This window comes from Paludisphaera rhizosphaerae (assembly GCF_011065895.1).
GTDB lineage: Bacteria > Planctomycetota > Planctomycetia > Isosphaerales > Isosphaeraceae > Paludisphaera > Paludisphaera rhizosphaerae.
Genome location: NZ_JAALCR010000016.1, coordinates 120,468 through 135,364, shown reverse-complemented (window position 1 = coordinate 135,364; position 14,897 = coordinate 120,468). Strand labels below are relative to the sequence as shown.

The following is a 14,897-nucleotide window of genomic DNA, read 5'->3' as shown; positions in this document are numbered from 1 at the left end:
ACCGCCTGAGCGGGCTGTTGGAGTCTCTCGTCGCGATGGGTTATCTTCGGGCGTCGCCAGTGATCGAGGGACCGACGTCGAGAGGAGCGATCGATCGTGCAAGCCGACGAAACGCCAGGCCGGACCGACTCCCCGTTGGACCGTCGCGATTTCCTGAAAGCCGCCGCCCTCGGCGCGACGGCCGCTGCGTTCCCGGCCTCCCGGACGACCGCCGCGAGCCAGGCCGCCGCCAGCGCCTCGACCGAGGTCGACGCCTTCCTCAAGGAGTACGTCGCGAAGTGGGTTCCGCTGGAAACGAGCGCCAGTCAGGCGGCCTGGGCCGCCTCGACGGACGTTTCCGAGGCCCATACCGCCGCCCAGGTCACGGCGAACCAGGCCGTGAATGCGGTCGTCGGCGATCCCGACGTGATCGAAAAGGTCACCCGAATGCTGGGGCGAAAGGCCGAGCTGAGCGACCTCCAGCTCCGCGAGCTTGAAAAGATCCGTCTCCGCGCCGCGGAAGCCCCCGGCACGTTGCCGGACGTCGTCAAGGCTCGGGTCGAGGCCGAGGCCAAGCAGTCGGCGGCCCAGGACGGGTTCGCCTACACGGTCACGAAGCCGGACGGCTCCGTCGAACACCCCTCGGCCAACAAGATCGACCAGGTGCTTCTGGCCTCGAAGGATCTGGAGGAGCGTAAGACCTACTGGAAGGCGTCCAAGGAGATCGGCGCTCCGCTCAGGCCGGGCCTGCTCAAACTCCGCGACCTCCGTAACAAGGTCGCCCAGGGGCTGGGCTTCTCCGACTTCTTCGCCCTTCAGGTCGCCGATTACGGAATGACCGTCGACGCGATGCTCGCGCTCTGCGACCGCATGATCGCCGAAACCCGTCCGCTCTACCTCCAGCTTCACACCTGGGCCAAACACCAGTTGGCCAAGCGGTACGGCGTGGACGTCCCCGCCGGGCCCATCCCAGCGCACTGGCTTTCGAATCGCTGGGGCCAGAACTGGCCGGGATTCGTCGAAGGCGTCGACATGGACGCCCCGTTCAAGGGGAAACCCAAGGAGTTCATCACCGAGCAGGCGGAACGATTTTACGTCTCCCTGGGCTTCCCCAAGCTCCCCTCGACCTTCTGGACTCGGTCCGACCTCTTCCCCGCCGATCCCGCGACCGGCCGGAAGAAGAACAGCCACGCCAGCGCCTGGCACATCGACCTGGACCACGACGTCCGCAGCCTGATGTCGATCGAGCCCGACAACCAGTGGTTCGACACGGCGCACCACGAGTTGGGACACATCTACTACTTCCTCAGCTATTCCACGCCCGAGATCCCCTACCTGCTCCGCCAGGGGGCCAACCGGGCGTTCCATGAGGGCGTCGGCGATTTGATCGGCCTCGCCGCCGGTCAACGGCCCTATCTGAAGCAAGTGGGGTTGCTCACTCCCGAGGCGCAGGCCGCTTCCACGGAGACCTTCCTGCTCAGCTCCGCCCTGGAGGGGTCGTCGATCGTCTTCCTCCCCTGGGCGGCGGGCGTCATGACCCGTTTCGAGCGCGACTTCTACTCGGGAGCGATCGCCGACGACGCCCTCAACGCCGGCTGGTGGGCGCGGGTCGGTAAGTATCAGGGGATCGTCCCTCCCGAGGACCGGCCCGAGACCCTCTGCGACGCCGCCACCAAGACCCACATCAACGACGACCCCGGCCAGTATTACGACTACGCCATCGGGACGGTCCTCAAGTTCCAGCTCCACGACCACATCGCGCGGGAGATCCTGAAACAGGACCCGCGCGAGTGCAACTACTTCGGCAACGCGAAGGTCGGCGAGTTCCTTCGGAACATCCTCAAGCTCGGCGCCACGCGCGACTGGAACGCCGTCCTGCGCGAGGCCACGGGCGAAGGTTTGACCGCGCGGCCGCTCGTGGCGTACTTTGAACCGTTGATGAAGTGGCTTGAGACCGAAAACAAGGGGCGAACGGCCGGCTGGCCCGAACAAGCATGACGAACACCCTCAAGAAGTCGCGGTCGACCTCGTTCCTCGCAATCGCCCTTGCGGCCTGGGCCGGCGTTCTCGGTGGGTGCGAGCAGAAGGAGAAGACCCCTGCAGGCGAACTGACGCAGCCGGCCCCCGCCGCGACGACCTCGCCCGCGTCGGGAGAGCCGTCCGCTTCCTCGGCCGCGCCGGAGAAGGCCGCCGTTCCGCCCCCGGAGGGAATGGTCTGGATTCCCGGCGGCGTCTTCACGATGGGGACCGACGACCCGGAAGCCCACCCCTCCGAGCGTCCTGCCCACAAGGTGAAGGTCGACAGCTTCTGGATCGACGCGACGGAAGTCACCAACGGCCAGTTCCGCAAGTTCGTCGACGCCACCGGCTACAAGACGGTCGCCGAACGCCCCGTCGACTGGGACGTCATGAAGACCCAATTGCCGCCGGGCACGGAGAAGCCCCCCGAGGAGATGCTCAAACCCGGCTCGCTGGTCTTCACCCCGCCGGTCGGAGCCCTGCCGCCGGGCGGACTCGACGACATCTCCAACTGGTGGCGCTGGACCGCCGGCGCCGACTGGAAGCATCCGGAAGGACCGGACAGCTCGATCGACGGCAAGGACGATCTCCCCGTCGTGCACGTCTCCTTCGAGGACGCCGAGGCCTACGCCAAATGGGCCGGCAAACGCCTGCCCACCGAGGCCGAATGGGAACGAGCCTCGCGCGGCGGCGTTGAAGGCCAGAAGTATGGCTGGGGCGACACGTTCTCGCCCGAGGGCAAGCGCCTGGCGAACACCTGGCAGGGTCGGTTCCCGGAAGTCGTCGAGGACCACGACGGCTACCCCCGCATCGCGCCGGTCAAGATGTTCCCCCCCAACGCTTTCGGACTGTACGACACGATCGGCAACGTCTGGGAATGGTGCTCCGACTGGTACCGCCCCGACAGCTATCGAATGAACGGCGACACGACGCTCACGATCAACCCCAAGGGGCCCGACCAGAGCTACGACCCGGACGAACGCTATCAGCCCAAGCGAGTCACCCGCGGCGGCTCGTTTCTGTGCAGCTCGAACTACTGCACAAACTACCGCCCCAGCGCCCGCCAGGGGACGGCCACCGACTCCGGGATGTCGCACCTGGGCTTCCGCTGCATCAAGGACTCCACCCCCACGCAAGCCGCCCCCTGATCGAGGTCCGACCATCAGACCGGCCGCCTCCACCAACGCATGCCAGCCGGCTTGATGAAATGCAGTTATATATAGCGCCTTTCGAAGGCGGGAGTGAGCCGTTTCGTTGGCGTAATCCGCACTTTCGGCCTATCCCGAACACTTAGGGTCTCTCGTCCACCGGGGTTTTCAGCCCTGGATTCCGGGCCGGTCAGAAAAAAAGACCGCCGGAGCGACTTTTTCGGGCGGCGGCGAGTTAGACGCCGTAGAATGGAGTACTACGGTGTCGCGTCGTGATCAGCGACGGTCTCGCCGGTTTCACGGTTGCCTCCCCGCCCTCGCGGCGCGTCCGAAAGATGGTCGACCTGATGAAAGCCTCCACCCAGGAGACTCGTCTCCCGTTTCGTCGAGGATCCGTGGAGTACTGTCTGGGAACCGAGGCCGACCATGAGGCGGTCTACCAGACGTTGCTCCACGTCTTCCACGGACCCGATCGCGAAACCTTCCTGGGGACCCTCAGCGACCCGGCATACCGTCCCGACCAGCGCTTGCTGGTGAAGGTTGACGGCCGGGTGGCGAGTCACGTCCACCTGACCGAACGAAAGATCCGTTACGGCGGCGTCTCCATCCCCATGAACGGGGTGATGTGGATCGGGACTCTCCCCGAGTATCGCGGTCTTGGTTTCGCCCAGAACCTGATGCGGCTCGCGGGAGAGCGTTCGCGCGCGACGGGGGCCGTCGTCCAGGCCCTCACGACGCGGATGCCCCGGTTTTACAAACCCATGGGATGGGGGATCTGTGGTCGCGGCACCTTTGGCCAGATCCTGAGCCGGAACCTGCCGCAGGCCGTCGACGGCATCGTCGAGGCGAAAGGCGGCGGCTGGCACGTCCGTCCCTGGCGGCAGGTCGAGCTGGGCGATTTGATGTCGCTCTACGACGCCCAGTTCCGCACCACCACCGGAACCGTGGACCGCTCCGAGGAATACTGGCGGTGGTTGATCGGCCGGCGCTACGCCCACGTGATCTGGGTCGCCTGCCAGGGGGAGGCCGTTCGCGGCTACGCCTTCGTCAAGGACCATCGGATCCTGGAGATCGCCACTGATCCAGCCCATCCCCAGGCGCTGAAGGCGCTCCTGGGACGCGTTCGCGCGGAGGCCCTGGAACGGGCCTACCCCGAGGTCACCATCAACGCCCCGATTGGCCACCCGGCGCTCGACGCCGGCCGATCAGCCTCGGGTAAGATGTTCGATCAGGACGCCGTCGACGGGTCCGTCTCGATGTATAACGTGCCCGACGTGGGGCGTTTCCTGAAGGCGATCCTGCCCGAACTGAGCAAGCGAGCCCAGGAGGCCGGCTCGGTCCCCCTGGAACTTGGCCTGACCGTCGACGACCACCGCTGGCTGATCCACGCCGACGGCAAGGGGTCTCGGGTCGAGCCTGACAAGCTCAGCCGCCGTCACCTCACGCTCAGCTCGGCGACGTTCGTCCGGCTGGCGATGGGTCACGTCGGCGTCGACGAGGCCGCCAATGAGGACGGCTTCGTCGCCTCTACGGCGACGGCCCTCGACGCGGCGCGCGTCCTGTTCCCCGTCCAGGCCGTCTGGCGGAGCCCACTCGACTCCGCGACGGCCTGATCGATCGGCTGGTCCAGAGCCGCGAGGCGACTCCGCCTCGCGGACACGGCTCAGTAGGTGGGAATCGACTTCCGGAAGAAGTACTTCTTCACCGGCTGCGAATTCAGGTAGGCCACCATGACGGCGCAAAGGATGAGCATCGCCACGCCCGATTTGATCCGGGTCTGATCGAGGCGGTCGATGATCGGCTTGTATTCGGTGGCCGCGAGATCGTTCGCGTTCGGGTCGTCTTCGGCGACTTGAGACTGCGTGACGATGTCGGCGGTCTCGGCGAAGTTCGCTTCGAAGATCGGCAGTGCGATCATGGAGATCACGTTGACGATCGCGCCGAGGGTCAGGGCCAGGATCAGCACCTTGACCGACTTGCCGCGGAGAAACTGCACCGCGCCGTAGACGCCGTAGGCAGCCACGACGCCGAGCATTAGCCAGCCGTACTGGTAGACGCCGGGTTCGACGCGAACCGACTGGATCAGCGACAGAATCGTAAGGAGCCCGCCAGCCAGGCCGCACAAGAGTCCCGGGACCGCGATCAGGAGCGGAATCCCGGTCGGTCGCGGCGGGGGCGGAGGCGTCAGGTCGTCGTCCAGACCGACGAACATGCCGGTATCGGCGTCGGTCCCGCACGACTGGCAGATCGACATGCCCTGAGGCACAACGCCGCCGCATCGAGGGCAGCGGCGAGCCGACGACCGGGCCTCGGCGCCGTGAGCCTTGCGGCGACGGCGAGGCTCGTCTTGAAAGAGGGCCGCGGCGTCGCTGACAGCGGCGGCGGCCGGGGAAGCGCCGAGACTCTTCTCAGCCTCGCCGGCCAGCAGGGGTAGATCGAACGCCTCGCGCAAGTCCCCCTCAGCGCGGGGCACGGGAAGGTCGTCGAAGACCGGCAGTTCCGTGTGGGCCGGGCTGAAGGTGGACGTCGCATTGGCGGCTTCGAGTTCGCCGGGGCGAGTCGAGGCCGAATTGGCGTCCTTGATCGTGACGACGAACCGGTGCTGGCACTTCGGACATTTCAAACGCTTCCCGGCCGGAACCTGGTCGGGAAGGTTGAGAACGGCCTGGCATTGGTCGCAGGTAATGGTGCGCGGCATGTTCACGTGGCCTGTCGATACGGTGCGCTTCGTGCTCATCCCGCCGAAACCGTCGCCATAGAGTGGGAGAGGGGGCGTCGGCTCCTGCCCGTCGATCCACACACACTATCCGGGAGTCTACCCTACTGACGTTCGACCGAGAAGCTTATTCGATGGGGGGCGCGACGAAAGTCCGATGAAGATCCTCGGCGCTCCCCTTTAGAGTCTACGATATGGAACCCGTCGGAGTTCAACCGGTTTCGCCGTCAGAGTTTTCGAGTGCGCTGCGAACGACCTGATGACGATACTCGAAGAGTTTCGCGAGCTTGGATTCGAGGAATCGTCCCCCCACCGCCGCCCCGAGCATTCCTCCCGGCGGCGCGTAGTCCACCACGTCCCTGAGCATCGTTCCCCCCTGGCCGTCGTCGTTGAATTCGTGGCGGTGCGTCCAGGCGGCGAAGGGGCCTCGAACCTGTCGGTCGACGAACAGCCGGCCGGGAATGTATTCGATGTGCTCGACCTCCCATTCGATCGGAAATGGGCCGAGTCGGGTCCGAATGACGACGCGCGTCCCGACGTTTAGAGAGCGAGGCGCCTTCAGAAGTTCGACGTCCTCATCCGGCGGGATCAACTTCTCAAAAGCGTCAGGACGCTCGAAGAAGGCGAAGACCTCCTCAGGAGGGGCCGCGATTCGGGATTCCTTGACGAACCGCTTGAGCGACACGGCCGACTCCAAAGGACGATAAACGCAATCATGCTTCATCCACGTTTTTAACAAATGCGGGTGCCACGATCCAGCCTATTTGTTCGCCGAGCCGCATCGAGTCGTTCGACAGTGGACTGCGCGGCTCAGGGAAACCGGGGCGTTCACGGCGAGTCTACGGATCACTGAATCTACATGCTTCCGCCGGTGAATAAGGGTCGTTCGGGCGATTCGCGCGGGAATGGGTCAAGGTCGAGGCCTTCCGTGGAGGAGACCCGGCTATACTTGCAACGCCCTCGCACAAGCCGGCGGGTCCTTGACTGGCCAGTCCCGAGAGGGGTAGCCTGAAGTCGAAACCGTCGGCCGAGAGATCCATGCTGTCGGGCTCGTTTGCCGACCTGGTGAGTCCGCGCCGTCCGATCCCTCGCCCGCCGCTCCGATCGCTTACGGTCGTCTCCTCCGTATTCTATTCCTGCCCGGAGATCTTCAGAATGCAGAACAAACCCCTGGTGAGCCGTCGCACCTTCCTGGAGACGACCGGCGCAGCCGCCGGCGCGGCGGCGGCCGTCGGAACCTTCGCTCACCCCGCCGTCGGCGCCGTCAAGGGCGCGAACGACCGGATCAACGTCGGCATCCTTGGCCCTGGCGGTCGCGCTCAGGAGCACCTCCGCATCCTGGGCCGTCTGAAGGAAGAGACCAAGCTCGTCGACATCGTCGGCCTCTGCGACGTGTGGGACGGCAACGACGAGGCCAAGCGCGGCCTCTACTACTCGGCGAAGAAGGTCGGGCTCGACGCCGAGGGCAAGGACAAGGACAGGATCACCAAGGACTACCGTCGCCTCCTTGAAAACAAGGACATCGACGTCGTCCTGATCGCCACGCCCGACCACTGGCACGCGAAGATGTCCGAAGACGCGATGAACGCCGGCAAGGACGTTTATTGCGAGAAGCCGATGACGCACACCATCGACGAAGCCCGCAAGCTCGTCGAGACCGTCAATCGGACCAAGCAGGTCTTCACGGTCGGCGTGCAGTCGACGGCCGATCCCCGGTGGCGCGACGCCAACAAGCAGATCACCGAGGGCAAGATCGGCAAGGTCATGCAGGGGCAGACCTCGTACTACCGAAACAGCGAAGTCGGCCAGTGGCGGTACTACAAGCTGACCAAGGACATGACCCCCAAGACGGTCGACTGGAAGATGTTCCTGGGAACCGACTTCGGTCTAGCCCCGGACCAGCCGTTCGACCGCGCCCGCTACGCCCAGTGGCGCTGCTACTGGGATTTCGGCGGCGGCATGTACACCGACCTCTTCGTCCACCAGCTCACCCACCTGATCCTGGCGATGGGCGTCCGCCTGCCCCGGCGGGTCGTTGGCGCCGGCGGCCTGTACATGGAATATGACGGCCGCGACGTGCCGGACGTCGCCACCGTGGTCGCCGACTACGACGAGGGCTGCCAGGTCCTCATCTCGGCCACCATGTGCAACGACACCCAGCTCCCCGAAGTCATCCGCGGCCACAACGCCACGATGACCTTCGATCGTACGCCGAGCAACGGCTACACGATCTCGCAGCAGAAGCTGTCCAGCCGTCCGGCCCCTCCGGGCGCCAACATGGGCGAAGGCGGCGACAAGTTCAACCCGACCCAGCCCCATGAAGACACCCGCGCCCTGTGGGAGCACTTCCTCGGCTGCTGCCGTTCGCGCAACCCCGAAACGCTCTGCCCGGTCGAACTCGGCTACGCCGCGATCGCCACCGTCAACCTGGGCGTCAAGTCGCACCGCGAAGGCAAAGCCTACTACATCAACAAGGAAGACGGCTCCGTCGTCTCCGCCGACAGCGCCTGGGCCGCCCGCTGGGAAGAGCGCAGCAAGCTCCGCGGCAAGCCGACCCAGGTCATGGGTTGGAAGGCCGGCGAAACCGGCTCGCTCCTGGTTCCGCCCGAATACCAGAAGCTCGAAGGCGCGTGGGTCGACGGCCGCGACCCGGCCGACCACGCCTGAGCAAGCTCCGTTAATCAGCAAGGCCCCGCGGATTTCCGCGGGGCCTTGTCGTTTCGAAGGACCCGTCCGCTGAACTCAGTCTGCCCGTTCAAACCACTCGCCGCCGATGCACGTCCGCTCCAGGGTCAGTCCGCCGGGAGCCGGCCGACGCAACAGGACGAATTCCGCCGGCTCGCCGACGGCTAAGCGCGGTTCAGGCCGCTTCAGCAGCCGGGCCGGGTTGGTCGTGACCGTGTCGAGCAAGGGCCGAGGAAAGGCAGGCTCGACGGCGTCGAGAACCCTAAGCCCCACCTCCAGCCCCAGCGCCGAACCGGCGAGATACGGCGTACCAGCCAGCACGATCTTGCCTGAGGGGTCGACGTCCCAGGCTCCGTAATTGCCTGCGGGAAGCCCGGCGAGCCAGCCGGCGTCGCTGACCAGGATCAGCCGATTCCAGCCTTTGGCACGGGCGAAGACGCGAAGCGCCGCCGGCCCCAAGTGGTGGCCGTCGGCGATCAACGATGCGTAGAGCCGATCCTCGGCCGCCTGAAGCCAGATCGGATTCGGGTGTCGCGGAAGTTCGGCGACGATGCCGTTCCCCAGGTGGGTGCTCAGCGTCGCGCCGGCGTCGACCGCGGCGGCGAGGGCATCGGCGTCGGTCGCCGTGTGACCGAGGGAAATGGCGATCCCGGCGGCGACGGCTCGACGGATGAACTCGGCGGAACCTTCACGCTCCGGCGCGAGCGTCATCAAGACGACCCGACCGCCCGACGCCTCCTGGAACTTCTCAAAGAGGCTCCAGTCCGGGTCGCGCATGCACTCGGCGGGGTGAGTCCCGCGATAGCCGGTCTTCTCGGAGAGGAACGGCCCTTCCAGGTGAATCCCGACCACCATGCGGTCGACGTCGGGATTCTCGTCGCACGCCTGGGCGATCGTCCGCAGCCCGTGCAGCGTGTGCTCAGGCGGCGCCGTGATGAGCGTCGGGCAGATCCGCCCCGCGCCGAGGTTCCGCTGGGCGCGGACGATGTCGACGACCTGTTCGACGGTCAGGTCGGAGCTGGAGAACGAATGGCCCCAGCGACCGTTCGTCTGAATGTCCCAGAACGCCGGCGCGATGAAGGGGTCGTCCGGGGAAGCCGGCCGCGCGGGATCGAGGGCTTCGACCCGGGCGATCGCCCCGTCGACGACCTCGACCTCGATCCAACGGCCATCGTTCCAATCTCGTGCGGTGACGATCATGGGGTCGCCGCCTTTGCGGCGGCACCGTCCGCGGCCGTCCGACCCGCCTCACGGCGCTGAAGCGCCGCGCCAATGAAGTCGCGGAAAAGGGGATGGGGATCGGTCGGCTTGGACTGGAATTCGGGATGGAACTGGACGGCGACGAACCAGGGATGATCGGCCATCTCGACGATCTCGACGATCTGGCCGTCCGGACTCTTGCCCGAGGCGGTCAGGCCGGCCTTTTCCAGCGGCTCGCGATAGGCGTTGTTGAACTCGTATCGGTGCCGGTGCCGCTCGGAGATCTGCTCCTGGCCGTACGCCTTGCGAGCCAGCGAGTTCGGCTCCAGCGCACACGGCCAGGCCCCCAGCCGCATCGTCCCGCCGCGCTTGGTGACGGCGAGTTGCTCTTCCATCAGTGCGATGACCGGGTGCTCGCAGTCCTTCTCGAACTCAGTGCTGTTGGCGTCCTCGAGTCCGAGCACGCTGCGGGAATACTCGATCACCGCGCACTGCATCCCCAGGCAGATCCCGAAGAACGGGATGCCCCGCGTGCGAGCGTAGCGGATGGCTTCGATCTTCCCCTCGATCCCCCGCATGCCGAAGCCGCCGGGGACGAGCAAGCCGTCGATGCCGCCCAGCAGGGCGTCGGCTCCGCGGGCGCTGACTTCCTCGGCCTCGATCCGGACGACCGACACCCGCGCCCGGTGGGCGATGCCAGCGTGGTCGAGCGACTCGTACACGGACTTGTACGCGTCGCGATGCTTCATGTACTTGCCGACGACGCCGATCCGGACCTCGTGCTTCGGGTGCACCAGCCGCTCGACCATGTCGGACCAGACGGTCAGGTCGATCGGGCTGGCCTTCAGACCGAGCCGCTTGACCAGCAGGTTGTCGAGGCCGTTCTGCACCAGGCTGAGCGGCACCTCATAGATGCTGTACTGGCGATCGCGCTCCTCGATGACGGCCTTCTTCTCGATGTTGCAGAAGAGGGCGATCTTGTCCTTCTCGTCGCCGGGGATCGGGTGCTCGGTTCGGCAGATCAGGATGTCGGGCTGGATGCCGATCTGTCGGAGCGCGCCGACGGAGTGCTGGGTCGGCTTCGTCTTCAGTTCGGCGGCGGCCTTGAGATATGGAACCAGCGTCAGGTGGATGTAGACGCAGTTCTCGCGGCCGACGTCGAGGGCGAACTGACGGATCGCCTCCAGGAACGGCAGGCTTTCGATGTCGCCGACGGTGCCGCCGATCTCGGTGATGACGACGTCGACGTCGTCGGTCGCCATCTGGTGGACGGCCGCCTTGATCTCATCGGTGACGTGAGGGATGACCTGCACGGTCTTCCCCTCGTAGTACCGACCTTCCCGCTCCTTCTGGATGACGGAGAGGTAGATCTTGCCGGTCGTGTAGTTGCAGTCTTTGGTGAGCTTGGCGTGGGTGAACCGCTCGTAGTGGCCGAGGTCGAGATCGGTCTCGGAACCGTCGTCGAGGACGTAGACCTCGCCGTGCTGATACGGGCTCATCGTGCCCGGATCGACGTTGATATAGGGATCGAATTTTTGGAGCCGCACCCGCAGCCCGCGTTGCTCCAGGATCATCCCGATCGACGCGCAGGTGAGCCCCTTGCCGAGCGAGCTGACCACTCCGCCCGTCACGAAGATGTGCTTGGCCATCGCCTAACCTTGATGGGTGAGACTGTACAGGGGGGGTAAAAGCCTAGTATACCGGACGAGGCCGGACTTCGCGAGGTCGGCGCTTCCAGGTCCGGCTCGACATCGATCGAGGAGGCTCTGATGTCCCTGTTTCTGGCGATCCCCTGCACGTTGGCCCTGGCCGCTTTCGCCGCCGAAGATCCGCCGCTCCCAAGGCAGGCCCCCGAAGGGACTCGGGCCGTCTGGGACGCCGCGTACGTCGAGAACGGCCACCTCCGTCAGAAGCTCGACCTGTTCATCCCGCCGGGGGACGGGCCGAAGCCCCTCGTGATCTGGATTCACGGTGGGGCGTTCATGGCCGGCGATAAACGGGGAGGCAATCCGGCGCTCGCGTTGCTTCAGAAAGGCTTTGCCGTCGCCAGCCTGGGCTATCGATTCTCCCAGGACGCGATCTTCCCCGCGCCGGTCGAGGACTGCAAGGCGGCCGTCCGATGGCTGCGGAAGCACGCAAAGGAATATGGCATCGATCCAGAGCGTTTCGGCGCGTGGGGCTCGTCGGCGGGCGGATACTTCGTCGCGATGCTCGGGACGACGGGAGGGACGAAGACTTTCGACGTCGGCGGGAACCTGGACGTTTCCAGCCATGTGAGCTGCGTCGTCGACTTCTTCGGCCCGACCGATTTCACGAAGATGACCGAGCAGTCAAAGGCCCTTCCCAAGAGCATGGAGCACGATTCGCCTGGTTCGCCCGAATCGCGTTTGCTCGGCGGCCCCATCCAGCAGGAGAAGGAGAAGGCCGCGAAGGCCAACCCGATCACCTACGTCTCGAAGCAGACGCCCCCATTCCTCGTCGTGCACGGCGACCACGACCCCCTGGTCCCACACGGTCAGAGCGTCCTCCTGGTCGACGCCCTCCAGGCGGCCGGTGTCCCGGTCGAGTTCCGCACCGTGAAGGGAGGCGGCCATGGCGTCGGTTTCGGCCGCGCAGAACACGAGGCCGCTGAGGCTTTCCTGACTCGTTATCTCAAGCCGTGAGGCCAGGGCAGCCCCACGCCGTCGTCAGGAATCCGAAGGTTCCGCAACAGGCTCGACGAGCGTCTCGACGACTCCCATCATCACCTGTCGCAATCGCTCACTGGAGTGGAGCACGACGGCGTATTCGCGGCTCCTGGCCAGCCGGTTCTCCTCAACCTCGCGGACGATCGTCGCACGTTCGTCGCGAAGGTTCTGGGATCGCTCGGCCACAGCGGGATGAAGGGCCTCGTTGATGGCCCGAATCCGCCGGAATCGATCCTTGCGTGCGCGGTGAGTTTCGGGATCCTCGGCGATGAGACGAGCCTTCTCCTCAACGAGCCTGATCTGTTCGGGGGTGAGGTCGTCGCCGAGACGCTGGTCCGGATTGTATTCGAGGACCCGCGACTCGCGATCGAGAGCCGCGAGGGTGGCCGCGGACGCGGACGTCTGAGGCAACCCGAGCCACGAGGTCAGCGAGAGGGTCAGGAACGAGGGGGGCTCGACGCCGAAGAAGCGATGGGCGATCGCGTCTCCCAGTTCGTCGTACTTCGCGCCGCCGATCCCGTGGATGAACAGGTCGCTCAGCAGGAAGCGACTGAACATGGTGGTCGTCAGGGCGCGGGTCCGCAGGCGGACGTCGGTCAGGGGGAGATCCATCAGCCGCTCGACGGCGCAGCAGGCCTCGCGATCCGGAGCGAGCGGAAGCTCGATGAACGCCTCATCCTCGTCGGCGATCCGCAGGAGCATGCTCGTCGGACCCTGCCGGACCATCAGCGGACGGCGGCGAGGTCTGCCAGCACGCCAGACCCAGAACGGCGCCTCCAACCACTCGCCTTCGGCTTTCAGGGCCGAGACCGGATGATTCTTGCTCCGGATCCCGTAGAGGGTTCGATACTCGCGCAGGGCCTTGTTGTGAACGGACTGGAACCTGGCCAGGTTGGCCAAAATGTGGCAGGCGAACCAGTAGAACCCCTCGCTCTGGCAGACGCGGCTGAACGGAACCTCCAGGTTTGAGACGCCCCACGATTCCTCGATCCGCCGCCGAGCCGCCGCGAGCCGAAGCCCCAGCATCAGGCCGCTTTCGCGCTCACGAGCGACCTCGGGCCAGAAATCATCGATGAGAGGGTCGGAGATGAGCCCCCCAAGTTCTGCGCGAACCCGTTCGCCGAAGGAAGCGAACAGTTCCTCGTCGTGAACGGGGAGATCCTCATAGGGGGCCTCGGTGTCCCAGCGGTCGAACTCCACCCGGCCGACGGCCAGTCGACCGTCCTTCAGGTGAGGCACGCGGATCGACGCCGATTTGGGGATGTCGTCGTCGACGATGACGTTCAGCGCGGCCGTCCCACGCCTTGATGCGATCGCGGCGGCGGCGAAGTTCTTGACCCAGACGCCCGGGTGATACATCTCCGGCTGATGCCCAGTGACGATCAACCCGCTCGGCTCGTCGGGAACGTCCGGCGGCTCGACGCCGATCGTCGCAAGATACCCTCGCGCCGCCTCGACGGCCTGAGTCCGCACGAACGGACGGAGCCACGACGCCCTCCGCCCCTGGAAATCATGATCCCAGGAAGCGAGACGGTCGACGTTGGCCTCGGCGAGCGACGGAGCCCGATCAAGCGGAGGTTCCGCCAGCAGGCCGCCGTCATGAGAGGGAGCCCGCAGGCGGGTGGCTTTCATCCCCGACAGCCCCCCGCGACTTCCAGGCCTGCACGCTCAAGCGCGTCGGCGAAGACCTTCCGGTAATGGTTCAGCCGGTAGGTCGAATCGTCCAGGGAGCCGCCGAACGCCCGGGATTCGTCCAGGTAGATCAACGGGACGGGCGCCTCGACGATCTTCAGCCCGTGCTTCACCGCCTGGACCCACGCCTGCAGCGGCATGGCGTACCCAAGATCGGTGATGTCAAAGCACTCCAATGCGCGGCGGTTGTACGCCTTGAACCCGCAGAAGGCGTCGGTCAGGTTGAGGCCCAGGCATTCGTTCAGCCAGCGGGTCACCTCGACGTTGATTTTCCTGCGCTCTTCGGGGGGCCGCTGCGAAGGATCGAACACCTGGAGGTAGCGGCTGCCGGAGACGATGTCCGCCTCGGCGAGCCCGGCGGCGATTTCGGGAATCAGCGCGGGTTCATGCTGGCCGTCGCAATCGAGCGTGACGAGCCCCTCGTATCCCCCTTCGAGCGCCGCGGCGAACGCCGTCTTGAGGCCGGCGCCGTATCCCTGGTTCGTCTCGTGCCGAATCACGCGGACGGGGAACTTCTTCAGCAGCTCAGGCGTTCGGTCCTTGGAACCGTCGTCGACGACCAGAACGTCGTCGGCGTATTTAAGAACCTGGGCGAGCACCTCTTCGAGGTACTTTTCCTCGTTATGGACGGGGATCGCGGTGAGGAGCTTCATCGGCGAGGTATCCCGGCGTGTGACGAGGTGCGGCGTCGCTTGGCAAGGGTTGTCGACGTCGGCCGCCTTCGTGAACTTACGCATTCTAGGTGCGGCCCCCTCGAAGTCAACGACCGCC

Annotated in this window: 11 protein-coding genes; 5 read left to right on the top strand and 6 right to left on the bottom strand. The window is 65.8% G+C overall.

Translation table 11 applies throughout. From position 1 onward, the window contains the following. Window positions 1-96 precede the first annotated feature (96 nt). The 3 genes from G5C50_RS20700 (at window position 97) to G5C50_RS20690 (ending at window position 4,759) form a co-directional block, all read left to right on the top strand. Complete coding sequence (locus tag G5C50_RS20700; RefSeq protein WP_165072494.1) at window positions 97-1,977, top strand: M2 family metallopeptidase; 1,881 nt, start codon at window positions 97-99, stop codon at window positions 1,975-1,977. After that, the gene (locus G5C50_RS20695) at window positions 1,974-3,146 is read left to right on the top strand and encodes a formylglycine-generating enzyme family protein (RefSeq protein WP_165072492.1); all 1,173 of its coding nucleotides are present in this window, start codon (window positions 1,974-1,976) and stop codon (window positions 3,144-3,146) included. Before G5C50_RS20700 ends, G5C50_RS20695 begins: the two co-directional genes overlap by 4 nt. 395 nt (window positions 3,147-3,541) lie before the next feature. Further along, window positions 3,542-4,759 (top strand): GNAT family N-acetyltransferase, encoded by a 1,218-nt coding sequence (locus G5C50_RS20690; protein ID WP_240907296.1) that lies wholly within the window; start codon window positions 3,542-3,544, stop codon window positions 4,757-4,759. A gap of 50 nt (window positions 4,760-4,809) precedes the next feature. Here the strand turns inward: G5C50_RS20690 and G5C50_RS20685 are convergent, their stop codons facing one another. Further along, a complete protein-coding gene (locus G5C50_RS20685) occupies window positions 4,810-5,883 on the bottom strand; it encodes a zinc ribbon domain-containing protein (RefSeq protein WP_165072483.1) in 1,074 nt (357 codons plus the stop codon). A gap of 190 nt (window positions 5,884-6,073) precedes the next feature. After that, window positions 6,074-6,547 carry an SRPBCC family protein gene (locus tag G5C50_RS20680; RefSeq protein WP_240907295.1) on the bottom strand — a complete coding sequence of 158 codons (474 nt, stop codon included), beginning with the start codon at window positions 6,545-6,547 and terminating at the stop codon, window positions 6,074-6,076. 470 nt (window positions 6,548-7,017) lie between these two features. On the opposite strand from G5C50_RS20680, the gene G5C50_RS20675 reads away from it, so the two are divergent. Next, a complete protein-coding gene (locus tag G5C50_RS20675; protein WP_165072480.1) occupies window positions 7,018-8,529 on the top strand; it encodes a Gfo/Idh/MocA family protein in 1,512 nt (503 codons plus the stop codon). A 75-nt stretch (window positions 8,530-8,604) separates the two neighbouring features. Here G5C50_RS20675 and G5C50_RS20670 read toward each other — a convergent pair whose 3' ends face one another. Next, the gene (locus G5C50_RS20670; RefSeq protein ID WP_165072478.1) at window positions 8,605-9,747 is read right to left on the bottom strand and encodes an N-acetylglucosamine-6-phosphate deacetylase; all 1,143 of its coding nucleotides are present in this window, start codon (window positions 9,745-9,747) and stop codon (window positions 8,605-8,607) included. After that, the gene (locus tag G5C50_RS20665) at window positions 9,744-11,396 is read right to left on the bottom strand and encodes a CTP synthase (protein WP_165072476.1); all 1,653 of its coding nucleotides are present in this window, start codon (window positions 11,394-11,396) and stop codon (window positions 9,744-9,746) included. The genes G5C50_RS20670 and G5C50_RS20665 overlap by 4 nt, the downstream gene beginning before the upstream one ends. 120 nt (window positions 11,397-11,516) lie before the next feature. Here G5C50_RS20665 and G5C50_RS20660 point away from each other — a divergent pair, with 120 nt between their 5' ends. Then, window positions 11,517-12,410 (top strand): alpha/beta hydrolase, encoded by an 894-nt coding sequence (locus G5C50_RS20660; RefSeq protein WP_165072474.1) that lies wholly within the window; start codon window positions 11,517-11,519, stop codon window positions 12,408-12,410. A 24-nt stretch (window positions 12,411-12,434) separates the two neighbouring features. Here G5C50_RS20660 and G5C50_RS20655 read toward each other — a convergent pair whose 3' ends face one another. Together G5C50_RS20655 and G5C50_RS20650 are read right to left on the bottom strand one after the other, a co-directional pair. Beyond that, entirely contained in the window at window positions 12,435-14,066 is a 1,632-nt protein-coding gene (locus tag G5C50_RS20655) for a hypothetical protein (RefSeq protein WP_165072472.1), read from the bottom strand. Then, window positions 14,063-14,863, bottom strand: coding sequence for a glycosyltransferase family 2 protein (locus G5C50_RS20650; protein WP_240907294.1), 801 nt, complete (start codon window positions 14,861-14,863; stop codon window positions 14,063-14,065). Before G5C50_RS20650 ends, G5C50_RS20655 begins: the two co-directional genes overlap by 4 nt. Window positions 14,864-14,897 lie beyond the last annotated feature (34 nt).